Below are 25565 nucleotides of genomic sequence, written 5' to 3'. Positions count from 1 at the left end.
TCATCTGCTCGGCAATCGTGAGAGGGCGCTCCCCCCGTTTCCGGCGCAGTTCGTGGACATTGAAAGCAGGCCGCAGCTCATAGTCGGCCACCTGCTTGTCCGTCAGCGGTTTGGTATAGGTCAGATGGCCCCAGGCCAGGAACGCGCCGCCCTCCACCGGGACACGCTGATCGTAATTGACGATTTCATCCGGGGCGTTGTGGGGCGGTTTTGGGAAGGTCCCGATGTCCACCGGGCGCTGGGTGGAGTAATAATGGTATGGGCAACTTGCCGCTGCTGGCAATCCCGTTCTTCATGCTTGCGGGTGAGATTATGAACCGTGGCGGCATCACAGAAAAACTCATTAGGTTTGCTATGCTGCTGATTGGTCGCTTGCCTGGCAGTTTAGCACATGCGGGTATCGTTTCTAGCATGTTCTTTGGTGGTATTACAGGTTCTGCACAGGCCAGCGCCTCTTGTATGGGCGGCATCTTGATTCCTGCGATGGAAAAGGAAGGTTATCCGGTCAAGGAAGCTGCGGGTGTCATTTCTGCGGCTTCGGTTTGCGGCCCTATTATTCCGCCGAGCATCATCATGGTTGTATATGCGACTGCGGTCGGTGCCTCTGTAGGTTCTATGTTTATGGGTGGCGTGATTCCGGGTATCATGGCTGGTTTGATTCTGATGGTCATTGTTTTGCTTCGTAACCGGGTATGCCATTTTCCACGCCGAACCGAGAAGCTGACTGCATCGGAGGTCAAGAAGACGCTCATTGATGGCATTATTCCGCTGGGAATGCCGGTTATTGTAGTAGGCGGTATCATGGGTGGTATTTGCACCGCTACCGAAGCGGGCGCGATTGCAGTGGTATACAGCTTGGTTGTAAGCCTGTTTATCACGCGAACGCTTAAAATCCGTGATATGGGTGCGATTCTGCTGTCTGCAGCGAATAGCGCAGCACCGCTGCTGCTATTATCGCCTGCGCAAAGGTGTTTAGCTATGGATTAACCGCCTTGCAGATGCCTGTGCTGGTCAACGATTTGATCCTGTCTATTACCGACAACAAGTGGGTATTTCTGCTGCTGGTCAATATTCTGCTTCTTATCATGGGTATGTTTATGGATGGCGGCGCTGCTGTCATCATCCTTGCGCCGATTCTCGCGCCGGTTGCGGCTTCGATGGGGATCAGTCTGGTGCATTTCGGTATTGTCATGTGCCTGAATCTCACCATTGGTTGTATCACGCCGCCGCTGGGTTATTGTTTGTTCATTACTGGTAAAATCGGCAAAATTTCCATTGAAGACACGGTGCGAGGAACAATGCCATATTTGATAGGCGAAATTATCGTGCTGTTGCTGATTACTTATATTCCCGTTCTGGTCACCTTTGTACCCTCAGTGCTGGGTTATGCGATTTGAGAGGATCAATATGAGAAGAGTTGCACTTTTGGATTATGGAAAGCTTGAGCTGCAAACCGATTGCGCCGGTATTGACTCGTTAAGATCCGGTATGGTGAAGGTGGATGTTCATGCTTGCGCCATCTGTGGAAGCGATATCGCGCTATACCGCGGCCAAAGATCTTTGGCGGATGAGAGGTATTTCGGGCACGAGTTTTCGGGTGTGGTTGTGGATGCTGGCAACGGCGCGAATGGAATCCGGAATGGGATGCGGGTGGCAAGTGAACTGAACCGTACCTGTGGGCAATGTTGGAACTGCCTGAACGGTTTGGCAAACTATTGCAAAAGCATGAATGAGGCACTTCTACCGGGCGGTTTCTCTGAGGAAACATTTGTGCTGAACACGCCGGAATATAGCTTTATCAGTCCGATTGCAGATACGATTGATTTTGAAACGGCTTCCATGCTCGAACCAACGAACTGCGCTTACCGCATTGCGCGTCAGGCGAATATAACACCAGGTTCCAATATACTGATTTTCGGCTTGGGTACGATGGGTCTAATTACGGCGATGATTCTCAAAACGATGGGCGCAAGCCACATCATCGGAATAGAGAGAAGCCAACCTCGGTTAAAGAAGGTACGATCGCTGGATTTGATTGAAACGATCGACCGAAACGATTCGGACTGGCTGGAACAGGTGCGCGAAATGAGTTCTAAACAGGGCGTGGATGTTGTGATCGAGGCTACCGGTGCCGTGCCGGTATTGAGAGATGCCTTTGACGCTGTCCGGCCGGGCGGTAAGGTCGTCATTGCCAGCGTGTATCACGATGCCGCAGGTGATTTGACGCTGCTGCCCATCATGCGTAAGGAATTGACACTGATAGGAGCGAAAGGCCCATATCCGCATCGCAAATCGGATGGTACTTCCGCGCCGGCAGAGATTTTGGTTCGGCTGCAGAAAGAGCTGAAAAAACTGATCACGGTGTATGAATTTAAGGATGCACTGCAGGCATTTGATGACATGATGTCGGGAAGTGCAATCAAAGCAGTTGTCCGCTTCAAGTGATAAACGCAGGGTGCATTCATTTGACAAAAGGAAAGGAAGAATGATATGAAAAAAATAGTGTCTTTGTTCTGCGCAGCTGCTATGGTGCTGAGCATGGCGGCCTGTTCAGGCGGCAGCAATACAGCCGGAACTGAAGACGGCAATGCAACCGTTGTCAAGTATTCCGTCGTATTTGCTTCGAGCGGCACGCAAGCGGACGGCGCGGCGGTGCTGAGCGATTTGATTGAGGAGCATTCGGATGGGCGGCTCAAAATGGAGTTCTATCCATCTTCCCAACTGGGCGATAAGATCGCAACCTTTGAGGGATTGCAGATTGCAACCATCGAGATGACAGAGTGTGCATTGACTGATCTGTCTACATTTAACTCTATGTGGTCGGTGTTTTCGCTGCCTTACCTGTGGGATAGCGGCGATCAGGCGATTCAGACTATTATGGATCTGGCAGTTTCCGAAGTTCTGGAGGCTGATATGGAGGCAAATGGTTTTAAGATTATTGCGTGGACGGATTTGGGCAGCCGCAGCATTGTCAACACCAAACGCCCAATCAATACGCCCGAAGATCTGCACGGCTTGAAGATTCGCTGTATGGAGGATGCGGTGCTGGCTGATGCAACTACGGCGATGGGCGCGATTGCAACTCCGCTTGCATTCAGTGAAGTTTATACTGGTATGCAGCAGGGCACGTTGGATGGTGCGGACTATCAGATTCCCAATGTTTACGCAAGCGCTTGGCAGGAGATCTGCCCGTATATGTCTCTGACGGAGCATTTTACGATTCCTGATGTGGTTTTTGTCAGCAAGGCGTGGTTTGACCGCTTGTCTGCTGAGGATCAGCAAGCATTGCTGGATGCAGGTCAGGAGTTTACTGAGCAGTGGAATAGTGTAATCTGGCCGAACGCGACAGACACCGCGCGCGAAGGGCTGGAAGCTGCCGGTATGACAATTAACGAAGTTGATAAGGAACCGTTTATCGAAGCAGTGCAGCCTGTCATTGATGAGTTCCTTGAAAATGCGACTGATGAGCAGAAAAATCTATATAATCTGCTGATCAAAACTCGCGAAAAGTATTGATATCCGGATCAGTGATCAACATGGACCGCAGATGGGTCCCCCTAAAATATGAACGGGTGGACGGCACATCCGGCAGATCGCCGTGCGCCCGGTTTCAAGAGGAAAAGGAGAATATGATGTACAAAAAGAGATTATCCGGCGTGGTCATTCCGACCATCACGCCGATGAATGAGGACGGATCGATTGACGAGCGTTCGCTGGCAAACTTTACGGAATATCTGGTTCAGGCAGGGGTGGACTGCCTGTATCCGAATGGAACAAACGGCGAGAGCCTGCTGCTGAGTCAGCAGGAACGCGAAAGCGTTGCAGAAATCATGGTGAAAACAGCAGCAAACCGTATTCCGGTATTCATTCAGTGCGGCAGCATGACGACTGCCGAGACCGTCTCTCATGTGCAGCACGCAGCTAGGATCGGCGCGGATGGCGTGGGTGTGATGTCTCCGGCATTTTTTCCAATGGATGAGGCGTCCCTGTTCGGTTATTATAGTGCAGTGATCGAGAGTGTACCGCGGGAATATCCGGTTTATGTCTATAATATTCCGGGCTGCACCACGAGTGATGTTAAGCCTGCCCTGCTGGGTAAGCTGATGACCAAATACGAAAATGTCGTAGGTATCAAATACAGTTGTCCGGATTTGATGCGCATTGAGGATTATCTGATGTGCAGCAACCGCACTCCAGAACTGTTGATTGGCTGTGATAGTCTGTTCCTTCAGTGCTTGATGACAGGTGGTGTTGGTACGGTGACCGGTCCCGGCGCGATTTTTCATGAGCGGTTTAACCGTCTGTATCGCCAGTATCGCGAGGGCGATTTTGAAGGTGCGCGAAAGACGCAGCAGCAAATTGTCAAGACCGACCGTGAACTAGCGGAAATTCCGGGCATTCCGGCTCTGAAAGCACTGCTGAAGCTGCGCGGTATTATTGAAAATGATACGTGCCGTGGACCACTGCGTCGGCTGACAAGCGAGGAGTATACGGTACTCGGACGTGTGCTGGAAGAGTATTACAAGGAGGAGAACATCAATGGCTGAGAAAAAGCTGCGGGTCGGTGTAATCGGTGTCGGCTATGTTTCCAAGAACAATTTCCTTCCTGTATTGCCTCGGTTTGATGACGTGGCGTTTGTCGGTCTGATGGCAAGTAAGTTGGAAAACGCGCAGAATGCTCAGCGTCTCTGCGGTGCGCAGCATGCGGTCGCCAGCCTTGAAGAGTTCGTGTCACTCGGCTTGGACTGTGCTTTTGTGCTGACACCTAAGCAGTGTCATGCGGATCAGATCGCGTTCCTGCTGGAACATGGAATCGACGTATACAGTGAAAAACCGATGGCGACTACATTGAAGGACGCGGCACGCATTGCAGATGTTGCGGCTAAAACGGGCAATAAGCTGATGATTGGATTCAATCGGCGCTATGCGCCAGTCTGCCAAAAAGCAAAGGCAGTTTACGGGGATCGTTTTCCGGAAGTGATTATTGCGCAGAAAAACCGGCCTGCTACCGAATATCGAGCGACTTTGGAAAATGCAATTCATATGGTTGATCTGATGCGCTACTACGGCGGCGAGGTCAAGGACGTCCATGCTTTAACTAAGTTCACTGATCCGTATTATGAGACATTTACGACAGCGCAGCTGGAATTTGAGAACGGTGCTTCGGGCATGTTGATTGCCGCGCGGTGTTCGGGTCAGTGGGAGGAAACGATTGAATTACATGGCAACAACCGTTCGGCATTTATCAAAATGCCGGACAGCGTGACTGTAACGGATGGGGAAGAGCAGCATAAGACTGCGATGACCCCGCTGGCTATGGGCTGGGCTAAATCCGAGGATAAGCTTGGCTTTACCAACGCAATCCGCCATTTCCTCGATTGTGTGCGTGATAATAAGACTCCAATGACTGATGCTGCGGACGCATATAAGACCCACGAGTTGTTGGATCGCATCTTGCGCAGTGCAGGACTGCCGCCGATGGATTGAGGAGGAAATCAGAATGTTTAAAATAGCAGGTCACACGATGGGAACTCCTGAGTACACGGTGTGTGAAGCGATCGAATTGATGCATAGAATCGGTGCGGATGGCATTGAGATTGTGGTGCAGGACGATTATTGTTCCGGTTTACCCTGCGACTGCGATGAAAATACTTTGTCCGAGGTCAAACAGTGTGCAGAGAAGAACGGCATTCAGATCATCTGTCTGACACCGTATAATTCCTATTTTAATTCGTTGGATGAAACCGTCCGGCAGCGTGAGATTGCTGCAATCAAGAAGGTAATAGGTTACTGCGATTATCTGGGTGCAAAGTACATTCGTATCTATGGTGGGAATTTAGCTGCGGGCGATACAGAAAAATTGACTGAACGGTGCGCAAAGCTGGTCGAGTCCATGCGTGAACTGGGCGATGCAGCAGCAGAAAAAGGCGTGACGCTGGTGATAGAGAACCACTTCAACACCATGGCGGTTTCGGCGAAGGAAAGCGCGTCGCTTATCGAGGAAATTGACCATCCGGCAGTACGCATCCTGTACGATCAGGCTAACCTGACCTTTGCGGAAAATGAGTGCTATGAGGAAGCTATTCCGGTACAACAGAAATATGTAAAATATATCCATGTCAAAGATCTGGTCTTTAAGGAAGGCGTTGCGTTTTCTTCCTCGAATGTTGCGCACCCTGATGAGTCCGAGCGCAACGTGTATACGCGCATTGTTGGCGAGGGCGTTGTGCCGTGGCCGCAGATCCTGCGCGCGGTTAAAGAGCGCGGTTATGACGGTTGGTTGTCGCTTGAGTATGAGCGCCGTTGGCATCCGGATGATATTCCGGATGCATCTATTGGGATGAAGAAGTCTCTGGAATATTTACGGCAGATTCAATTCTAACCGGCCGGAAAGCGGAAAGTACCTAGTACTTTAAGAGGGTTTTGGTATGAATATGGAAAATTTAAAAATTGCATTGCTGGGCGTAAGTCATTGGCATGTACCTCTTTATTTTGCGGGTTTGCCGGAACATTCCGTTGTCGCCGTCAGTGATGATAATGCAGCGCTTGCTGCGCGGGTTGCCAGTCGCTTTGATTGTCCGTATTATACGGATGAGAAGCAAATGATTCGTGACACGAAACCAGATTTTGTGTTCGCTTTTGCACCGCATGTGCGCATGTATGCGGTGGCTGCCTATCTGCTGGAGCAGCATATTCCTTTTACAATGGAAAAGCCTGCTGGTCTAAATCAGCGGGAGGTAGAAACGCTGTACAATGCTGCGGAACAAAAGAAGGCATTCTGCGCCATACCTTTTGTCTGGCGCTATAGCGATACCGTGAACGACTTGAAAAATCGCTACTTATCCAGTAAGTTTGTTCATATGTCCTACAAATTTATTGCAGGGCCTCCGTCACGCTATTTGGAAAGCTCGCGGTGGATGCTGTCGCAGGCGACTGCAGGCGGCGGCTGCATGACCAATTTAGGCGTCCATTTTATCGATATGGCGCTTTATCTAACTGGAAGTGCGGGAGCGGAAACTTTGGCATCTATTTATCAATATGGCGCGGAATATGATATTGAAACGTATGCCTCGTCCATGCTTCGTATGGATTCAGGTGCGTCTCTTCTGTTGGAAAGCGGATATGCATATCCGATGTCTGATGAGGCGAAGCGCGAAAATCGCTGGACGATTGTAACGCATGATGGATATTACACATTGGCGGAAAACAATTTGGAGATGCGGGTTTTCGGACAAGAGCCAAAGAATGTTGCACTCAACACAGATAGTGATCCATATTATGCGATCTTTACTCGCACAACACTGCAGGACTTCGCGAGCGGGACCCGCCCGCGCGCGTCGTTAGAAGAGATGCTCGCCGTACGGACTATTTTAGATGAAATGAATGCCAAGGCTGAGTCGCTACGGCGTGCCACAATCGGATAAGGAGGTGTTTTATGCAACTGGGTGGATTTGGAATGACGGAGCATTATGTCGCCATGCATGACGCTGGTTATCATTATGCAGAACTGGACATGCCAGAACTTGAAGCAATGGATGAAAATGATTTTGTGCGGTTTCAGGACGTAGTGACTGCCATTGGTATGCCGGTTCGGACAGGCGCGCGCATTCTGCCGCTTGTGAACCCAACTTTTTTTGTAGATGGCTTTCGCCCTGTGGAACTTGCGCCATACCTTGAGCGAAGCTGCCATCGAGCCGCACAATTGGGCATCAGCAAGGTCGTTCTGGGGAACGGAAAGGCTCGTGCGCTGCAGGCACCGGAAGATATCCAAAAAGAATCGGTTTTTTTGGATTTTTTGCGTATGTTGGCAGAAATTGCTGGTAAAAACGGTCAGGACCTCATTCTGGAACCTCTGGGACCCAAGTATTCCAACTATATCAATACGATTCCCGAGGCTGTTCGCGTTATTGAGCAGGTTAACATGCCAAATCTGTTTACTATGGCAGATTTGCGGCACATGGTTTGGTCGAAAGAAGATTTTAACGATTTGACAACATATGTGCAGTACATCCACCACATCCACGTCGACTATCCATGCTCGTTTCCAGCGCGAGGGTATCCGAATGCGTCGGATCAATATGATTATGGTGCTTTTATCAAGGCGATTATCGCTTCGGGATATCAAGATACGATTACTGTGGAAGCCGATATTCCAGCAGACTGGAATGCGGCCACAACGGCGCAATGCAAGTGCTGGGCGAGTTGTTCTGAAAAAGGGAAGGAGGAAAATATGGGAAAAATTCCTCGTATTTTGGTGGTAGGAAGCTTCATGATGGATCTGGTTGCTTCTACGAAGCGCGCACCGCGCGAGGGGGAAACCATTATCGGAATGAAGTTTACGACGGCTCCGGGCGGGAAGGGAAGCAACCAGGCGGTTCAATGTGCCCGCTTGGGAGCCGATGTCACCATTGTTGGCAAAGTCGGCAACGACGATTTTGGGAAAACCCTGTTGGAAACAGCGGCCGCTGCTGGGGTTAATGTTTCAAAAGTACTTGTTGATCCGGTTGAAGCGACCGGAGTAGCACATATAACGCTTGAAGTGAGCGAAAACGATGCCAAAAATCGTATCACTGTCTGCCCGGGCGCAAATTTTTCATTATGCGTCGATGAGATTGCATGGCTGAAGAAACGTATTGCGGATTTTGACATTGTCATGATGCAGCTCGAGTTGCCGATCGAAGTGGTGGAGGCAGTAGCGGCATGGGCCTATGAGGCTGGCGTCCCTGTTATGTTGAATCCTGCGCCTGCTGCATCGTTATCGGATACACTGCTTCAGCATGTAACCTATTTTTCGCCAAATGAGCACGAGGCAGCACTGATGTCTGGACAGAAACTAGACGTTGACAACGGTATAGATCAGGCAGGTTTGCACAGCGTTGCAGATTATTTTATGCGTCACGGTGTGAAAAATCTAATCGTTACTTTTGGTGCCAATGGGTCTGTATGTGTGAATGAGCATGGCACTGCGTATACTCCATGCGTCCATATGGATAAGGTCGTTGATACGACCGCGGCGGGTGATTCGTTTGTCGCCGCATTTTGCACTAGTATGATTGCAGGGCTGAGTGAACGGCAAGCACTGATTTTTGCAAGTCACGCAGCTGCAATTACGGTTTCTCGCATGGGTGCGATGCCCAGTTTGCCGACAATTGCAGAGGTAAAAGCTTTGCTGAAAGAAAAAGGATGCGCGGAAATTGACTTTACTATGCTGGATGCACTGAATTAATTTTATCAAATTGATTGATCGATAAGATAGTAAATACAGGATGCAAGCTGACGGGTTGCGCGTCAAAGCGCAAGACCTGCCGGTTTTTGCTTTAGTCACTCACTTGCGATGATAGGATAGTCTGTTTTGTTATCCTTATTTTTTAGATTATCATTCATTATGACTTGACGGTTTTTGAAAGATTTTGCATGCCTTTGAATGTTGATGTGCAGAATGAATAATATAGCTCATTAATCTATGTAGTTCTCAATAATCGTGTGTATCCTGGAGATGCGATTTTGGAAAAGACAAGGCGAAAAAGCGTTCAGAAGATCAGCGAATATCGCTCAAAATCGGACTGGCTGGTAACGCCCAATACGTACACAGCTTTTGTATTTTGTGATACCTGCGGCGCAGCCGTCAAAAAAGAAGAGCATTGAGGAAACGTATAAATCGGATGATTGCGGGCATGATAACAGCAAATCAACAAAGGAGGTCATATCCATGAATCACTCTCAATGCAATAAGGCGATCCGCTGCACCGTTTCTCAGTGCGCAAATCATTGCGACAGTGCGGAATACTGCGCGCTGGACTGCATCACGGTAGGCACGCACGAGGCAAACCCGACGGTTGACCAGTGCACCGACTGCAAGTCCTTCCAGCGCAAGTGCTGATGTGACAATAGGCGAGGAGGAAACCGTTTAAGGCTTCCTCCTCGTCTGTTTTTCAGCAGCAGCCGCATATTGACATATTCCTGCCAAGTGGATATACTAAAACTGTAGATCACCTTTCTCGGAAGCAGTGCTGACGGGCAAGCCTCTACGAACTTTATATCATCTGCTGTCAAAGATATGGTCTGCGATGAAAGAACCGGAATGAGGTCATTTTGCGTCCTGCATCGTTTTGCAGGGCGCTTTTTTGTGAAAAGGAGAGTTTTTATGGAAAAGCGCATTGCCATTTTGGGGATCATCGTATCCGATCGGGAGGCCAGCGGGGAGGTCAACCGTCTGCTGCATGAGTATGGTGGATATATCATCGGACGCATGGGTATTCCGCGTGATGGGTGCTCGATCATCACGGTCGTGATGGAAGGCGCCAACGATACGATCAATGCGTTGTCCGGCAAGCTTGGACGCTTGAAAAACGTGCAGGTCAAGTCTATGATGGCAAAGTAAGGAGTAGAAAAGTATGAAACGATTTTTGGCAGGTTTGTTGGCTGTGGCAGCTTCGTTCTCGCTGCTCACGGGCTGCGGTCAGCAGGGGAATGCAGTTGATGAACAGGAGCCGCAGTCTGCGGTGGAACCGGGCTACGAAGAGGGCTTGACCACGCGTGTGGCCGCACTCAAGGGGCCGACCGCAATGGGTCTGGTTTGCCTGATGGATGAAAACGAGGGGGAGGACGCACATTATTCGTTCGACCTGTACACCTCGGGCGATGAGATCGTGCCGCTGATCGGCAAGGGAGAAGTGGATATTGCCCTGATTCCGACCAATCTGGCCGCAACGCTTTATCAAAAGACGGAGGGTGGCGTGCAAGTGCTGGATGTCAATGCGGGCAACGTACTATATGTGGTTTCGCACGATGAGGCCATCATTGATTTGAACGGTCTCAAGGGCAAGACCGTTTATATGACAGGCAAAGGCACTTCGCCGGACTGGACGCTGCAATATTTGCTCGATAAAGCGGATATGAGTGAGAGCGATCTGACCATCGAATTTAAGACCGAGGCGACCGAGGTTGTTTCTGCGCTGGCACAGGATGCATCCGCAGTCGGCATTCTGCCGCAGCCGTTTGCTACCGTGGCAATGATGCAGGATCAGGAGCTTTCGATGAACTTCCCGCTGGAAAGCGTATGGGAAAAATACAGTCCGGACGGCAGCGGAATTGCGACAGGTGTCACCGTGGTGCGTACGGAGTTTGCTAAGGAGCATCCGGCAGCGGTAGCGCAGTTTGTGCAGGATCATCAGGCATCGGTCACAGCGGCGGAGGAAAATCCCGAGGAGGCCGCGGCGCTGATCGAGGAATATGGCATTGTCAAGGCGGCGGTCGCGCAGCAGGTGATTGAGCACTTTAATCCCATGGTGGCAACGACGGGCGAAGAGATGAAAACATGGGTTTCCGGTTATCTGGAAATGCTCTATGAGGTAGCGCCGGATGCTGTGGGAGGAAAGCTGCCGGATGAAGGCTTCTACTATCTGGGATAAACGCTGGCGGCGCTGGCTCGCAGCGGCGATATTTTGGCTGGGGGTATGGCAAGCGGCTTCGCTTGCCTTGCCCAAGCTGCTGTTTGCAGGCCCTGCACAAACCGTGCAGAGCCTGTTTTCCATGATCGGAACTGCGGATTTCTGGCTTTCTATCGGTCATTCGCTTGGGAAAATCGCAGGAGGCTTTGCGTTGGCGTTTGTGTTGGGATGCCTGCTCGCGGTTTTGGCGCATCGAGCCACGATTGCGCGTGTGCTGCTCGAGCCTGCGGTGCAGATCATGAAAAGCGTACCGGTGGCCTGCTTTGTCGTGGTGGCACTGATTTGGGTGCGGTCGGCATGGATCTCAGTGCTGACGGCGTTTTTCGTTGTGTTCCCCGTTGTGTACATCAATTTACAGCAGGGACTGGCTGGTGTGGATGAAAAAATGCTGGAAATGGCGCGCGTTTTTCGCTTGTCCGGCGGAAAACAGCTTCGTGCGGTTTATCTGCCTGCCGTGGTGCCGTATGTGCTCAGCGCGTGCCGTATGTCGGTTGGGATGGCGCTCAAGGCGGGCGTGGCGGGTGAGATCATTGGCTTGCCGCGCTGGTCGATCGGAGAGCAGCTTTATCTGTCTAAATTGTATCTCAATACGGCCGACCTGTTTGCTTGGTCGCTGACCATCATCGTGATTAGCTTGCTGCTGGAAAAGCTGTTGGTGCGTGTGGCCGCAGCGTTACAAAAGAAATGGGGTGCCGCTGCATGATCGAATTTCGCGGGGTGAGCAAGTCATTTGACGGAAAGAATGTGCTACACGACCTTGACTGGCGCATTGCGCCGGGGGAGCAGTGGCAGGTGCGCGGCGCGTCCGGTATTGGCAAAACCACACTGCTGCGACTGTTGATGGGCTTGGAAAAACCGGATGCAGGCAGCATTACCGGGCTGGAAGATCTGCGGTTTCTGCCTGTGTTTCAGGAGGATCGACTGGTCGAGCATTGGAGCGCGGTCGGAAACGTGTCGCTGGTATGCGCGGATGCCGCGCGCGTGCGCATGATTCTATGCGCGTTGCTGCCTGAGGATGCAATCGACCAACCGGTACGGACGCTGTCCGGCGGCATGCGCCGGCGCGTCGCGCTGGCGCGCGCATTGGCTGCCGAGGGCGATGTACTTGTGCTGGATGAGCCGTTTGCAGGTTTGGACGCGGAAACCGAGCGACAGGCGGCAGAGGTGATTGCCGCGAACCGCGCAGGCAGAACGCTGGTGTTGGTGTCGCACAGCAGCGAGGCGCAGCTGCGGGATTTTCGTACATTGTCCTTAACTGAATAAACAAGGCCGCCCCATGCGGGGTGGCCTTGCTGCATACGGTTGCCAAAAAAGGACAAAGTATGATAAGATAGTCTGCGTAAAGGTTGTGATATAGCATGCAAAAGGGAGAAGCGGCAAAACTCAAGTTGCTGCTCAGCGGCATTTCTGCGCGACTGACGAAAAATAGAGATTTCTTTATGCAGGCGGTCGGCGTTTTTACTTCGGGTAAGAAAAAGTTTGAAGCAAAGCTCACGCGCGACGGTGAGGACTACCGGCTGCGCTTTCAGGGTGCGGAACGCATGGTGGATGCCGATGGTTTCTGCGCATTTTTTGTCGAGCAGGCAGAGAAATTCGATGAAGCGGTGCTGACTTATACGGAGCGCGGCTCGGTGGTGACGCTTTCGGTTACGCCGCGCGGCGTACAGATGAAGCAGGCAGAGCGCGAGGCGACCGCAGAGGAGAAAGCTGCCGCTGCCAATCCGTTGCTCGACGCGGGACGGCAGTATCTCATTCGCGTCGACCGCGCGGCGGCGCTGCTGCGCGAGATCGGCATTCTGACCGCAGACGGCAAGCTGAAAAACGATATGATCCGCAAATACAATCAGATCGACCATTATGTAGAGTTGGTTGCGCCCATGTTTGAGCAGGACGATAGCGAGAAGATTGTGCTGCTGGACTGCGCCTGCGGCAAGTCCTATCTTAGCTTTGTCATGAACTACTATCTGCATGAGGTGCTGCGCCGCCGCTGCCGTGTGATCGGCGTGGACATCAACGAGCATGTTATCGACGAAAGCCGCGCGATGGCCAAGCGGCTGGGGTATCATAACATGGTGTTCCAGTGCGCCGATTTGCGCACCTACCAGCCGCCCAAGGGCGTGACGGCGGTCATTTCGCTGCACGCCTGCGATATTGCGACCGATCTGGCACTGGCGACAGCCATCCGCGCCCGCGCGAAGTATATCGCGTGCGTGCCCTGCTGCCATAAGGAGCTGCTCGATCAGTACACGCTGCCAGGACTGGAGCCGCTGACCAAGTTCGGTGTGTTCAAGGCGCGGTTCAACGACGTGCTGACCGACAGCATGCGCGCGCTCAAGCTGGAAGCGGAGGGATATAAGGTATCGGTTGTGGAGTATATTTCACCGCTTGACACGCCGAAAAACCTGCTCATCCGTGCGGTGCGCACCGGACATGACAACCCGCGCGCCCGCAAGGAATACGACGCGGTGCGGCAGGTAGTCGGCACAACCTCCGAGCTTGACCGGCGGTGCGCGGAAATGGAGAACGAGTTCTTTATAACGGACGATGATTTGATTTTGTAACACCAAGATTGCCTCTGAATAGACTGGTAATGAAGTCTCTTCAATCAATATTTGGAGGTAATCTACATGGCTGAAAAAGTATGCTGCCCCGGCCCGATCTGCGGCGGCAATAACAATAACGGTACTGCCGGCGGTTTCCGCGAGGCAGTCTGCGTCCACACCAAAAAGGTTTATGACTCCTGCCGCAGCAAGGAGTGCCTGCGCGACATCCGCGTGTATCTGTGCCGCGATGCGCAGGAGCTGCTCAACGCAGGTGGCATTGCTTCGGTCAAGCCGCGCGCTGCTGAACTGCTGTGCGTGAAGATCGACGTGGAACACGTTCAGTTTAAACGCGGCTTGTGAGGTTACAACATCGGGACAGGCGTGGACGGCAGCAGCGGATAAATTTGCAGATGCAGATTGCCAGGGCGGTTTGTGGTGACGCGTTCTGTCTTGGTGTACACGATTTTTTCAATCACGGTCTTGAGCAGGCGGTTTTGTTCGCGGGCGTTGTCCGCCTGTTCATAGGCGTCGAGGACATGCTGCAAGCGAAGGACGAAAGCGCGGCGGTTTGCAGCAGCGTGTTCCAATTGTTCCAGTTCGGCTTGCATATCGCCCTGTTGACGGAGGAGCGAGGTGCGCTCGGCATCGAGCGCGTTTTTGCGCTCCAGATATAGAGCAGGGGTATATACTCCTGTTTCGACCAGCTCAAATGCGCGGCTGATGCGTGCATCCAGTTCTGAGAGACGTTTGTCCAGCAGCTGAAGTGAGGCGCGCAGCGGCGCGGTTTCGTCCTGTTGAGAAAAGGGACTGCCGTCGGATGTATAGGCGGATAGCCAGAGGCGCAGCGTGTCGAGTACCATGCGCTCGATTTCGTCATAGCGATGCGAAATGGTCGGACAGGCCGAGCGGGAGACGCAGAAAATCAGGGGCTCGCGCGGGATGGTCTGTCGGTTGGAGATGCAGTTGCGCTGCATCTTGCGCCCGCATACGCCGCAGACAATCAGGCCGGTGAAGGCGTTTTTCTGTCCCTTTCCGGCAGGCACCGGGGGCGCGGGGTGGCTTGCGAGGATTTCCTGTGCGCGGTGCCAGTCCTCACGGGAAACAAGCGCTTCGTGCCGCCCTTCATATAACTGCACATCTTTGGCGGTCAGGCGAACGACCTTGAGCTGGCCGTCCACCACCTCCTTACGGGTCGGGCGACGAGTGCTGGTGGTGTAGCCTGCATAGTGTGGGTTGTGCAGCAGAAGGGAGACGCGGCGGTCGGTCCACTGATTGCGCGCGCCGGGCGGCGGGGGCAGCAGTCGGTTGAGCCGCTTTTTGATTTGCGAGATGCACACATCTTCGTGTATGAACCAGTGAAATACATTTTGCACGATCGGAGCTGTTTGCGGGTCGGGCTCGAGCGAGCCGCCTTTTTCGCCCTTGAGCTTGATTTTGCGGTAGCCGAAAGGCGGTTGTCCCGCGGTGTATTTTCCCTCGCGCCGTGCGGCCTGTACACCGGCGTTTAAGCGGCGGCGGATGGTTTTATATTCGCGGCGGGACATGAAAAGCCCGAACTCGAAATATTCCTCGTCGTATTCGTTGTTGGGATCGAAGGTTTTGAACGGTGTGATGATGCGGGTTTCCGAGTATTTGAAGGCGCGCGCGACAATGCCCTGATCGATGTTGTCGCCGCGCGCCAGACGCTCGATCTCCATGACGATCACGCCGCGCCATTGTCCGGCTTCGACCTCTTGCAGCAGCCGCTGCATCTGCGGACGCGCGGCAATGGTGTCGCCTGAGACGACCTCTTCATAGATGGCCCCGACCGGCAGGCTGCGCGCTTCGGCCAGCTCGGTGAGCGTACGGCGGTGGCGGGCAAGCGTGTCGCCTTCGCCGCGCGCTTCTGCTTCGAGGTCTTGACGGGATTTGCGCAGATAGATGCAGTATTGCGTGGACATCAGATCAGCTCCTTCCGGGGATGTATTAACATCCTATCGGTAGCGCGTGCAAAAAATGACATGCCGGAGCTGGACGGGTGCATAGGATACGGCGAAGGAGGCGGTCTGTATGGCTGTTGCTGCAACCTATCACTATGCGCACGGCGCGGTTTCTGTTTGCGACGACGCGTACCGCGATCTATCGCCGGAAGAGCGTAAACGCCGCGAAGAGCACATGTGGCGCGCGGCATATGAAATTGCACTGGGTGCGCAAACCAAGCGGAAGAAAACGGAAAAATAAAACAGGAGTTGGAAATGTATTTTGCCGCGCCAAAATCCGCTAAATTGCGGTTGTTCTTTTTGTTCAGTTTTTTCTCTTTTCACACTACATGTGGTGTGTTATAATGAAAACCTACACCAAATAGCATGAGTGAGGAAATGATAATGGTTCGAGTAATCAAGAAAGATAATACAAAAGAAGCGTTTAACATTCAAAAAGTTGTGATTGCGGTCAATAAGTCCGCAAACCGCGTGCTGTATACGTTTACCGAGGACGAACTGCGGGCGATCTGCGACCATGTGGAGGGCTACATCCGCGATCATGGTATGACCGAGGTGCAGATTTGGCAGATGCATAACATCGTCGAGGCGGCCCTCGAAGCCGTGCGCCCTGAAGTAGCCAAAAGCTACCGCGATTACCGCAACTATAAGCAGGATTTTGTCGGTATGCTGGACAGCGTGTACAAAAAGAGCCAGTCGATCATGTATATCGGTGATAAGGAGAACTCCAACACGGACTCCGCGCTGGTGTCCACTAAGCGCAGCCTGATCTTTAACCAGCTCAATAAGGAGCTGTATCAGAAGTTCTTCATGAACACCGAGGAGTTGCAGGCCTGCCGCGACGGCTATATTTATGTGCACGATATGTCTGCGCGCCGAGACACCATGAACTGCTGTCTGTTCGATGTGGAGCATGTGCTCAAAGGCGGCTTCGAAATGGGCAATTTGTGGTATAATGAGCCTAAGACGCTCAATGTTGCCTTTGACGTGATCGGTGATATTGTGCTGTCTGCGGCTAGCCAACAGTACGGCGGCTTCACCGTGCCGTCGGTTGATCTGCTGCTTGAGCCGTATGCAGAGCGCAGCTACAAGATGCTGACCGAAAAGTACAGCCGCCTGGGACTGGATGCGGAGACCGTGGAAAAAGAGGTCATGGCCGACATTCTCAACGATTTCGAACAGGGCTTTCAGGGCTGGGAGTATAAGTTCAACACGGTCGCGTCCAGCCGCGGCGACTATCCGTTCATCACCATGACCATGGGCACTGGCACGGGGCGCTTTGCCAAGCTCGCGTCCATTACGATGCTGAACGTTCGTCGCAAGGGTCAGGGCAAGAAGGGCCAGAAAAAGCCTGTGCTGTTCCCCAAGATCGTGTTCTTGTATGACGAGAACCTGCACGGCCCGGGCAAGGAGCTTGAAGACGTATTCGAGGCGGGCATCGAGTGCTCGTCCAAGGCGATGTATCCGGACTGGCTGAGCCTGACCGGCGAGGGCTATGTGCCGTCGATGTATAAGAAGTATGGCGCAATCATCAGCCCGATGGGCTGCCGCGCGTTCCTGTCTCCGTGGTATGAGCGCGGCGGGATGAAGCCTGCGGATGAAGCGGACAAGCCGGTCTTTATCGGTCGTTGGAACATCGGCGCGGTGTCGCTGCATCTGCCGATGATTTATGCCAAGTCGCAGCAGGAAAATCGTGATTTTCATGAGGTGTTGGACTATTACCTCGAGCTGATCCGTCGTCTGCATATCCGTACCTATGCGTATCTGGGCGAGATGCGCGCGTCGACCAACCCGTTGGCATATTGCGAGGGCGGCTTTTACGGCGGCCACCTCAAGCCGTCGGATAAGATCAAGCCCATCATGAAAACGGCGACCGCGTCGTTCGGCATTACGGCGCTCAACGAATTGCAGGAGCTGTATAACGGCAAGTCGCTCGTCGAGGACGGGCAGTTTGCGCTCGATACGCTCGAATACATCAACCAGAAGGTCAATCAGTTCAAGGAAGAGGACGGCAACCTGTACGCGATTTACGGAACGCCGGCCGAGAGCCTGTGCGGCTTGCAGGTTGAGCAGTTCCGCCGTAAGTACGGCATCATCGAAGGCGTGTCCGATCGCCCGTATGTCTCCAACAGCTTCCATTGCCATGTCACTGAGGATCTCACGCCGATTGAAAAGCAGGATCTGGAAGGACGCTTCTGGAACCTGTGCAACGGCGGCAAGATCCAGTATGTCAAGTATCCGATTGACTACAATCTGGAGGCCATCCGCTCGTTGGTGCGCCGCGCGATGCGTCTGGGCTTCTACGAAGGCGTTAACCTGTCGCTGGCGTACTGCGACGACTGCGGTCATGAAGAGCTGTCGATGGACGTTTGCCCTAAGTGCGGCAGCCGCAATCTGACCAAGATCGACCGAATGAACGGTTATCTGTCTTATTCGCGCGTCAAGGGTGACACGCGTCTGAACGACGCCAAGATGGCAGAAATCGCAGAAAGGAAAAGTATGTGATGCGCTATCACAACATAACCAAAGATGATATGCTCAATGGGGAAGGGCTGCGCGTCGTGCTATGGGTGGCTGGCTGTGGACATGCCTGTCCGGGCTGCCATAATCCCGTGACATGGGATGCAGACGGCGGCCTGCCGTTCGATCAGGACGCGGAGGACGAGCTGTTTGCAGAGCTTGGCAAGGATTATGTGTCAGGCGTGACGCTTTCGGGCGGTGACCCGCTGTTCCCGGCCAACCGTGCAGATGTGGAGGCGTTATGCGCTCGCATCCGAGAGCAGTTCCCGGATAAGACAATCTGGCTGTATACTGGTTATACATGGGAGCAGATACAAGACTTGCCGCTGCTGGAAAACGTAGATGTGGTTGTGGACGGACGGTTTGTGCAGGCGCAGGCAGATTCCCAACTGCACTGGCGCGGCAGTGCCAACCAGCGGGTGATCGACGTTGTGCGCACCCGTGCATCAAACGAAGTTGTTTTGCTGTAAAAGTATGGATAAGGAAGGCGGATATAATATGCAAAAGGTTGCAAAATTTCACAAGGTATCGGAACAGCAGTTTCTCACGGATTGGTGCAGCGCAACCGGAAGCAGCACGAGCGAGGCAAAAGCGGTTTATGAGAAGATTCGTTTGCCACGCCGGGCAACGGTCGGCTCCGCGGGGTATGACTTTTTTGCACCCGAGACGTTTTCTCTTGTGCCGCACGAAACTATCCTGATCCCGACTGGTATTCGTGTGGAAATCAAGGATGGTTGGGTGCTGCAGCTTTATCCGCGTTCCGGCCTCGGCTTTAAGTATTGCCTGCAAATGGACAATACGGTCGGTATCATCGACAGTGATTACTTCAATGCGAAAAATGAAGGGCATATCTTTATCAAGATGACCAATCAGAATCGACAGGGGAGAAATCTTTCTGTTGCCGCGGGCGAGGGCTTTGCACAGGGCATCTTCCTGCCGTTCGGCATCACACAGGATGACGATGCAGACGGCTGCCGTGAGGGCGGCTTTGGCAGCACAACGAAATAAGGTGGTTTGACCGCAGTTTTCGTTTTGCTTTGCTGAGAAAGCGCATTTGGCAATGGTGTCACCTTTTCCTGTCTACCTGCTTATACTGATGACAGGAGCGTGATGCGCAATGTTTTGTCGGGGTCAGGTCATCGGTTTGATTTCCCTCTGTTTGGGTGTGGGCCTGCTGCTGGGCGGACTGCTCTCGCTGTGTCTGCCGGTCTGGCTGCTTGCGCTGGCGCTGATCGCAGCAGGGTGGTTCCTGCTTCAGTGTTGACGGGAGGTGGACGCGATGATGAAGGTTGTTGTATGGAAGAGTCCGAAATATTTGAAAGGCATTTTGAGCAAGCTGTTTCATATCACCTGAAAGCAAACGGCTGCAAAAGATGCATGCGCCGAAAACGGGCGGTATGGCAGAAGGCCGTGCCGTCCGTTTTTCTGTTCACCCTAATCTGAATTTGCAAATTGTTCACAAATGAACGATTGACAGTGTCAACTATTTTGCGTATGATGATGGTAACAGAAACGCGCGGAAAAGGAGGGCGACGATATGAAGTGGTGGGAAGAGAGGTTTTTGCTCGATGCAGCAAAAATGGAAAAGCTATACTGGAATTGCATTCGCGAGGCAGCCAGCGGCTATCACTTGACGCCAAATGAAATTTCTGTGCTGCTGTTTTTGCGGCGGTATGCGCCGGAATCGGATACCGCAACAGAAATGGTGCAGCAGCTTGGGATATCCAAGGCATTGGTCGCGCGGAGCGTGGATAGTCTGCATCAACGTGGCTTTGTGCAGGGTGAACGCGATGCCAATGATCGACGCATCGTGCATCTGCATCTGTGCGGTGAGGGGATTGCAATCGCGCAGCGACTGCATCAGAATGGCTGCCGTGTGGTGGAACAGCTTCGCCGCGATGTAAGCGAAGAAGAGTTGCAGCAGGTGCATGAAATCATGCAAAAAATGCAGCGTAATCTGGATGAAATACTAAACAACATGGAAGGACAGGTGTAAATTGATATGGTTGAACCGGGCAAGGATTCCAAAACACCGAAAAGACCACTGATTTTCTATTATGCAGTGACATTGTTGGTGTTGATGCTGCTCAACTGGCTGCTGGTGCCGATGTTGGCGCAGCGGCAGGTCGTTGAGGTGGGCTACAATGAATTTGTGTCCATGCTGGATGATGGCAAGGTCCAGACGGTGGCCTACGAACCATCGGAGAGTCAAATCGTGTTTGAAGCGACGAACGAGGATGGTAAGACAGCCATTTACAAAACCGGCATTTTCCCTGATTCGGATTTATACAGCAGATTGGATGAGGCAGGTGTAAACTTCGCGGCTGAGATTCCGACGCAGACCTCTCCGCTGCTGAGCATTTTGCTCAGCTATGCGCTGCCAATCATTTTGATTGTTGTGGTCGGCCAGTGGCTGAGCAAAAAGATGATGAAGAGCATGGGCGGCAACGCGATGAGTTTTGGTAAGTCCGGGGCGAAAATCTATGCCGAAACCGAAACCGGAAAGACCTTTGCGGATGTAGCCGGACAGGATGAAGCCAAGGAAGCGCTGACTGAGATCGTGGACTTCCTACACAACCCGAACAAATATGCTTCGATCGGCGCAAAGCTGCCCAAGGGTGCGTTGCTGGTCGGCCCTCCGGGCACCGGTAAAACATTGCTGGCGAAAGCGGTTGCAGGGGAAGCGCACGTTCCGTTTTTCTCGATTTCCGGTTCGGAATTTGTTGAGATGTTCGTCGGCATGGGCGCGGCGAAGGTGCGTGATTTGTTCAAGCAGGCAAGTGAAAAAGCGCCTTGTATTGTGTTTATCGATGAGATTGATACCATTGGTAAAAAGCGTGACGGTAATGGCATGGGCGGCAACGATGAACGCGAGCAGACGCTCAATCAGTTGCTGACCGAGATGGATGGCTTTGACGGCACAAAGGGCGTGGTCATTCTGGCGGCAACCAACCGTCCGGAATCGCTCGACCCGGCGCTGCTCCGTCCCGGCCGGTTTGACCGGCGCATTCCGGTGCAGCTGCCCGATTTACAGGGCCGTATGGCGATTTTGAAGGTGCATGCTAAGGATGTCCATATGTCTGGAAACATTGACTTCAATGCGATCGCGCGGGCAACGTCCGGTGCATCCGGTGCAGATTTGGCAAACATCATCAACGAAGCGGCACTGCGCGCAGTGCGTCTGGGTCGCAGCGCGGTCGAACAGGCTGATCTGGAGGAAAGCGTGGAGACGGTCATCGCGGGTGCACAGCGCAAGAATGCGGTACTCAGCGCAAAAGAAAAGGAAATCGTCGCTTATCACGAAATCGGCCATGCGCTGGTGGCAGCCAAGCAGTCCAATTCCGCACCAGTGACCAAAATCACCATCATTCCGCGTACTTCGGGCGCGCTCGGTTACACCATGCAGGTGGATGAGGGTGAGCACTATCTGATGACACGCGAGGAACTACTGAACAAGGTGACAACCTTGACCGGCGGTCGTGCGGCAGAAGAACTGATTTTCGGATCGGTGACCACCGGTGCATCCAACGATATTGAGCAGGCGACCAAGCTCACACGGTCGATGATTACGCGGTACGGTATGAGCCGGCGGTTTGATATGGTGGCGCTCGAAACCGTAACCAATCAGTATTTGTCCGGGGATACCTCGCTGGCCTGTTCGGCGCAGACTGCGGCGCAGATCGATGAGGAAGTGGTGCAGACCGTGAAAACCGCGCACGAAAAGGCGGTTGGCATTTTGCAGGAGAATATGGAGGCGCTGCACCGTTTGGCACATCATCTGCTGGAAAAGGAAACGATCACAGGCGAAGAATTTATGGATTTGCTGAACAAGTCGCAGAACGGATAACAGGAGTGTAAAGAAGAACAGGGAGGGACGCTTTGCGTCCCTCCTGTTTGTGTTTGAAGCTGTTTTAGGTTGAGCAAAACGGTAAAAATATTTCTCCAAAACTTATAGACGATATCGTCTATAAGTGTTATAATACAAAACAGACGAAATCGTCTATTTCTGTAAGACTGCCTTACGAGAAAGCGAAAGAGAAAACGGGGGTAGCAATGACCCAAAAAGAGCGGCAGGAGCACAGCCGGAAAGAGATTTTGCAGGCGGCGCTCGATGAGTTTGGCGCATATGAATATGCGCAGGTGACGGTGGACAATATTTGCGCACGCCACAATATTTCCAAGGGAATGCTGTATCACTATTATGCGGGCAAGGATGATCTGTTTTTGCTATGCGTGGGAGATACGTTTGAAAAGCTGTCGGAATTTGTGGCGAAGAACGAATTTCTGCTGCAAGACCGTCCCGCATTGGAAAGCCTAATGGCGTACTACCAGTGCCGGGAACAGTTCTTTGAAGCGCATCCGCATCGAAGGAAGATATTTGAATGCGCAATGCTGCATCCGCCGGCGCACTTGGAAAGCAAATTGCGTGAACTGCGCGCGCCGGTATGGCAGCGCAACCGGCAGTTTTGGCAGCGCGTGGTTCAGCAATACCCGCTGCGCGCAGGATTGACCGAGGAACAGGTGACACGATATCTGGTCAGCCTGGACTATGCCTTTCCGACTATCTTGGAGCAGTACAACCAAGCAGGTACGGTAAGGGATATCTATGATATGCTGCAAGTCGCATCCGAAATTCTGGATATGATGCTGTTCGGTGTGATGCAGCCCCAAAAGGAGGAAGAGCAGAAATGAGAAAACTGGTGGCCTTTTGGTTGACGGTGTTGTTGCTGCTTAGCAGTGCTGCGGCTGCGGCTTGGCCGTCATGGGCGGCGGAAGCGCAGAATTGGGCTGTGGAACAGGGAATCAGTGACACCTTTTTGTCCGCACCGTCCATGAAATTAACGCGCGGACAGACCGTGCAGCTGTTATATGAAGCGGCGGGCAGTCCGGCGGTTTCTGGAGAAATGCCGTTTACCGATGTGAGCGGTGTTTATAAAAATGCGGTGATATGGGCTGCTGCACAGGGCTATGTGCAGGGAACGGGTGATGGAAAATTCCGCACGTCGGCATCTGTGACACGGCAGGAGTTTGCTGCGATGCTGTACCGGCAGGCAGGACAGCCTGATGTTTCAGGCCAAGAGCTGCACTATTTTTCCGATTGGTCGGAAATTGCACAGTGGGCGCAGGATGCCATGCTTTGGTGTGTCCAGCAGGAACTGCTGCAAGGAAAAGCAAATGACCGTCTGGCGCCAACCGAGACAATCACAACCGCAGAGGCGGTTGTGGTCTTACAGCGTGCGCAGGACGACGGCACACCATCGGACAATACCGTGCACCTGAGCGGAGACACGGATGCAGCCGCAGAGCAGATGTCAAAGCATTTGCAGAGTGCAATAGCCGCTGTGCAGCAGCCTCCGGCATTTGATGTTTCGGATGTTTCGGCTTCTGCGGGTTGGGAGATTACGGCGAAGAATGTGTATTATGCCTTGTTGTCGGAAGACCCGTCCTATAAATATGCCTATGATATGAGTGTGACACAGCAGGGAAATATCCTGCAATGTACTTTTTCTTATATGCCGTATCGAAGCGGCAACTATCCGCAGGGTTTCCAGGGCGTCGAAGTGGATGGGCTGCACGCCTTGGTCACGTTGGCGCAGAATAATCTGACACAGACATCGGTCAATATTCGCATTACCGATCCGTCATTGACCGTGGACGATATGAACAACGCTTTGCAGCAGGTAGGCGGCGGTTATCTGTTATGTCAGCTCAATCGCGACGGCACGGCGATTACCATTACACCTGAAAACAATATGACGCGGGAAGCATGTCTGGCGCGTTTGGAAGAGATTGACCGCATGGCAGACGAATTGCTTACAGAATGTATCCGTGACGGCATGACACAGCGAGAGAAGGTTGTGGCGATTTATACGGTGATCACCGATCGGGTGAAATATGACCGGCGCTATTATACCGATATTTCGTCAATGCCGCATGACTCCCAGACCGCGTATGGTGCGTTGCACGACAATCTCGCGATTTGCGGCGGTTATTCGCAGGCTATTCAGGTGCTGTTTGAAAAGGCGGGTATCCCCTGTCTGACGGTACAGGGACAGATGCGGTCGGAGAATCATATGTGGAATATTGCTCAGATTGATGGGGAATGGGCGTATTACGATGCGACAAGCGACCGGGGTATGTCCAAGTTTGGGTTCGTGCATTTCGGTGTTTCGGAAGATGAAATGCAGGAGTATGTGTGGGATGCAGAGTACGTACAGCGGCTGACAGACAGCTGGTAAGAACATAGTTGGGATAAGCGGCAAAGAAAGGTCGCAAGTGAATAAAAAAGCGATATGCTTCGTGGGGGAGCATATCGCTTTTTGTTTACGCGCATTTATAGCATATCCTGGCTGCAAAGTAGTTCGAACTGGTTGCGCTTAACGCGGAGTAAACCATCTTTTTGCATTTTACTCAGTTCGTTGGAGAGCGCGCTGCGATCGACATTCAGATAATCCGCCAGCTGTTGGCGGTTGAACGGAATAGTAAAGCTGCGACTGCCGCAGTGCGTTGATTGAAAGGAAAGATAGGATAGCAGTCGTCCGCGGATGGATTTTGATGTGGTATGAAAGATTTTTCGAGATAGGTTCAGGTTTTTGCGTGCGGAAAGAAAGAGCAGGTTGCGGATTAGCTTGCTGTGATGTGCGCAGGACTGTGAGCAGGTTTGCAGTACGCGCCCGACGTTGAGAAAGAGCACCTCGGAGTTTTCTGCTGCAACCGCATCCACCATCAGCGGCTCGCCCGTGCAGGCGTAGGTCTCCGCAAAGATGTGTCCGGGCATGACATGATCCAGCACGGTGGTGTTGCCCCAAAAATCGTCGTTTTGAATTAAAATGCTGCCCTTGAGCACAAGTCCAAGCTCGGAGACGGTGTCTCCTGCGCGGAAAATGCGTTCATTTTTCTCAAATTTTTTATGCTCAGCACCCAAACAATGCAACATCTCTTTCGCTTCGTTCTGTTGAATGCCGCGAAACAGTGCGCTTTCCAATAAGACAGCGGTCTGCAAAAAACATCCCTCCATTGTTGTTATAACAACATACTTGTTGCTTTGAGTATAGTATACTTCGCTTGTAACG

General features: G+C 52.5%; 27 protein-coding genes and 1 pseudogene. 25 read left to right on the top strand and 3 right to left on the bottom strand.

Going from position 1 to position 25565, the window contains the following annotated elements:
• Positions 1 to 253: pseudogene (locus ABGT74_RS10075) on the bottom strand (hypothetical protein); the annotation flags it as partial.
• Between the two features lie 5 nt (positions 254 to 258).
• Between ABGT74_RS10075 and ABGT74_RS10070 the strand changes: the two are divergent.
• The 16 genes from ABGT74_RS10070 to ABGT74_RS09995 all read left to right on the top strand — a co-directional run bounded on the left by ABGT74_RS10070 (position 259) and on the right by ABGT74_RS09995 (position 14353).
• Positions 259 to 987, top strand: a complete 729-nt coding sequence (locus tag ABGT74_RS10070) for a TRAP transporter large permease (protein ID WP_346705428.1) — start codon at positions 259 to 261, stop codon at positions 985 to 987.
• A gap of 11 nt (positions 988 to 998) precedes the next feature.
• Positions 999 to 1397, top strand: coding sequence for a TRAP transporter large permease subunit (locus ABGT74_RS10065; protein WP_346705429.1), 399 nt, complete (start codon positions 999 to 1001; stop codon positions 1395 to 1397).
• A gap of 10 nt (positions 1398 to 1407) precedes the next feature.
• The gene (locus ABGT74_RS10060; protein ID WP_346705427.1) at positions 1408 to 2445 is read left to right on the top strand and encodes an alcohol dehydrogenase catalytic domain-containing protein; all 1038 of its coding nucleotides are present in this window, start codon (positions 1408 to 1410) and stop codon (positions 2443 to 2445) included.
• 45 nt (positions 2446 to 2490) lie between these two features.
• Positions 2491 to 3516 carry a TRAP transporter substrate-binding protein gene (locus ABGT74_RS10055; RefSeq protein ID WP_346705426.1) on the top strand — a complete coding sequence of 342 codons (1026 nt, stop codon included), beginning with the start codon at positions 2491 to 2493 and terminating at the stop codon, positions 3514 to 3516.
• A 116-nt stretch (positions 3517 to 3632) separates the two neighbouring features.
• Entirely contained in the window at positions 3633 to 4547 is a 915-nt protein-coding gene (locus tag ABGT74_RS10050; RefSeq protein WP_346705425.1) for a dihydrodipicolinate synthase family protein, read from the top strand.
• Positions 4540 to 5487: a Gfo/Idh/MocA family oxidoreductase gene (locus ABGT74_RS10045; protein ID WP_346705424.1), complete on the top strand. Its 948-nt coding sequence runs from the start codon at positions 4540 to 4542 to the stop codon at positions 5485 to 5487. Before ABGT74_RS10050 ends, ABGT74_RS10045 begins: the two co-directional genes overlap by 8 nt.
• A 13-nt stretch (positions 5488 to 5500) precedes the next feature.
• The gene (locus ABGT74_RS10040) at positions 5501 to 6382 is read left to right on the top strand and encodes a sugar phosphate isomerase/epimerase family protein (RefSeq protein ID WP_346705423.1); all 882 of its coding nucleotides are present in this window, start codon (positions 5501 to 5503) and stop codon (positions 6380 to 6382) included.
• A 46-nt stretch (positions 6383 to 6428) separates the two neighbouring features.
• Positions 6429 to 7424, top strand: a complete 996-nt coding sequence (locus ABGT74_RS10035) for a Gfo/Idh/MocA family oxidoreductase (RefSeq protein ID WP_346705422.1) — start codon at positions 6429 to 6431, stop codon at positions 7422 to 7424.
• Positions 7425 to 7435: 11 nt separating this feature from the next.
• Entirely contained in the window at positions 7436 to 9226 is a 1791-nt protein-coding gene (locus ABGT74_RS10030; protein WP_297282429.1) for a PfkB family carbohydrate kinase, read from the top strand.
• A 483-nt stretch (positions 9227 to 9709) separates the two neighbouring features.
• The gene (locus tag ABGT74_RS10025) at positions 9710 to 9880 is read left to right on the top strand and encodes a DUF1540 domain-containing protein (protein WP_297274200.1); all 171 of its coding nucleotides are present in this window, start codon (positions 9710 to 9712) and stop codon (positions 9878 to 9880) included.
• A gap of 264 nt (positions 9881 to 10144) precedes the next feature.
• Complete coding sequence (locus ABGT74_RS10020) at positions 10145 to 10381, top strand: TM1266 family iron-only hydrogenase system putative regulator (protein ID WP_297282430.1); 237 nt, start codon at positions 10145 to 10147, stop codon at positions 10379 to 10381.
• Between the two features lie 13 nt (positions 10382 to 10394).
• Positions 10395 to 11411, top strand: coding sequence for an ABC transporter substrate-binding protein (locus tag ABGT74_RS10015; RefSeq protein ID WP_297282431.1), 1017 nt, complete (start codon positions 10395 to 10397; stop codon positions 11409 to 11411).
• The gene (locus tag ABGT74_RS10010; RefSeq protein ID WP_297282432.1) at positions 11386 to 12153 is read left to right on the top strand and encodes an ABC transporter permease subunit; all 768 of its coding nucleotides are present in this window, start codon (positions 11386 to 11388) and stop codon (positions 12151 to 12153) included. Before ABGT74_RS10015 ends, ABGT74_RS10010 begins: the two co-directional genes overlap by 26 nt.
• On the top strand, positions 12150 to 12713 hold the full coding sequence (locus tag ABGT74_RS10005) for an ATP-binding cassette domain-containing protein (protein ID WP_346705421.1): 564 nt from the start codon (positions 12150 to 12152) through the stop codon (positions 12711 to 12713). The genes ABGT74_RS10010 and ABGT74_RS10005 overlap by 4 nt, the downstream gene beginning before the upstream one ends.
• 95 nt (positions 12714 to 12808) lie before the next feature.
• Positions 12809 to 14011 (top strand): SAM-dependent methyltransferase, encoded by a 1203-nt coding sequence (locus ABGT74_RS10000; RefSeq protein WP_346705420.1) that lies wholly within the window; start codon positions 12809 to 12811, stop codon positions 14009 to 14011.
• Positions 14012 to 14077: 66 nt separating this feature from the next.
• A complete protein-coding gene (locus tag ABGT74_RS09995) occupies positions 14078 to 14353 on the top strand; it encodes a hypothetical protein (protein ID WP_297282435.1) in 276 nt (91 codons plus the stop codon).
• Positions 14354 to 14355: 2 nt separating this feature from the next.
• On the opposite strand, the gene ABGT74_RS09990 is transcribed toward ABGT74_RS09995, so the two are convergent.
• Positions 14356 to 15933: a recombinase family protein gene (locus ABGT74_RS09990; RefSeq protein ID WP_346705419.1), complete on the bottom strand. Its 1578-nt coding sequence runs from the start codon at positions 15931 to 15933 to the stop codon at positions 14356 to 14358.
• A gap of 109 nt (positions 15934 to 16042) precedes the next feature.
• On the opposite strand from ABGT74_RS09990, the gene ABGT74_RS09985 reads away from it, so the two are divergent.
• The 9 genes from ABGT74_RS09985 to ABGT74_RS09945 all read left to right on the top strand — a co-directional run bounded on the left by ABGT74_RS09985 (position 16043) and on the right by ABGT74_RS09945 (position 24731).
• Positions 16043 to 16213: a hypothetical protein gene (locus tag ABGT74_RS09985; RefSeq protein WP_346705418.1), complete on the top strand. Its 171-nt coding sequence runs from the start codon at positions 16043 to 16045 to the stop codon at positions 16211 to 16213.
• 143 nt (positions 16214 to 16356) lie between these two features.
• Entirely contained in the window at positions 16357 to 18477 is a 2121-nt protein-coding gene (gene nrdD, locus ABGT74_RS09980; RefSeq protein ID WP_297282438.1) for an anaerobic ribonucleoside-triphosphate reductase, read from the top strand.
• Positions 18477 to 18962, top strand: coding sequence for an anaerobic ribonucleoside-triphosphate reductase activating protein (nrdG, locus tag ABGT74_RS09975; RefSeq protein ID WP_297282439.1), 486 nt, complete (start codon positions 18477 to 18479; stop codon positions 18960 to 18962). The genes nrdD and nrdG overlap by 1 nt, the downstream gene beginning before the upstream one ends.
• A 28-nt stretch (positions 18963 to 18990) precedes the next feature.
• The gene (locus ABGT74_RS09970; RefSeq protein WP_297282440.1) at positions 18991 to 19500 is read left to right on the top strand and encodes a deoxyuridine 5'-triphosphate nucleotidohydrolase; all 510 of its coding nucleotides are present in this window, start codon (positions 18991 to 18993) and stop codon (positions 19498 to 19500) included.
• A 109-nt stretch (positions 19501 to 19609) separates the two neighbouring features.
• Positions 19610 to 19756, top strand: a complete 147-nt coding sequence (locus tag ABGT74_RS09965; RefSeq protein ID WP_297282441.1) for a hypothetical protein — start codon at positions 19610 to 19612, stop codon at positions 19754 to 19756.
• Positions 19757 to 20029: 273 nt separating this feature from the next.
• Positions 20030 to 20488, top strand: a complete 459-nt coding sequence (locus ABGT74_RS09960; protein ID WP_297282442.1) for a MarR family transcriptional regulator — start codon at positions 20030 to 20032, stop codon at positions 20486 to 20488.
• A 6-nt stretch (positions 20489 to 20494) separates the two neighbouring features.
• Positions 20495 to 22339: an ATP-dependent zinc metalloprotease FtsH gene (gene ftsH / locus ABGT74_RS09955; RefSeq protein WP_297282443.1), complete on the top strand. Its 1845-nt coding sequence runs from the start codon at positions 20495 to 20497 to the stop codon at positions 22337 to 22339.
• A gap of 206 nt (positions 22340 to 22545) precedes the next feature.
• Complete coding sequence (locus ABGT74_RS09950) at positions 22546 to 23184, top strand: TetR/AcrR family transcriptional regulator (protein WP_346705417.1); 639 nt, start codon at positions 22546 to 22548, stop codon at positions 23182 to 23184.
• The gene (locus ABGT74_RS09945; RefSeq protein ID WP_346705416.1) at positions 23181 to 24731 is read left to right on the top strand and encodes an S-layer homology domain-containing protein; all 1551 of its coding nucleotides are present in this window, start codon (positions 23181 to 23183) and stop codon (positions 24729 to 24731) included. The genes ABGT74_RS09950 and ABGT74_RS09945 overlap by 4 nt, the downstream gene beginning before the upstream one ends.
• Positions 24732 to 24826: 95 nt before the next feature.
• Here ABGT74_RS09945 and ABGT74_RS09940 read toward each other — a convergent pair whose 3' ends face one another.
• Complete coding sequence (locus tag ABGT74_RS09940) at positions 24827 to 25429, bottom strand: Crp/Fnr family transcriptional regulator (RefSeq protein ID WP_297282557.1); 603 nt, start codon at positions 25427 to 25429, stop codon at positions 24827 to 24829.
• Positions 25430 to 25565: the final 136 nt, after the last annotated feature.

This window comes from uncultured Agathobaculum sp. (assembly GCF_963927765.1).
Taxonomy (GTDB): domain Bacteria; phylum Bacillota; class Clostridia; order Oscillospirales; family Butyricicoccaceae; genus Agathobaculum.
Note: the sequence above shows the minus strand (reverse complement) of the source record. Positions and strands in the feature narration are given on the sequence as shown.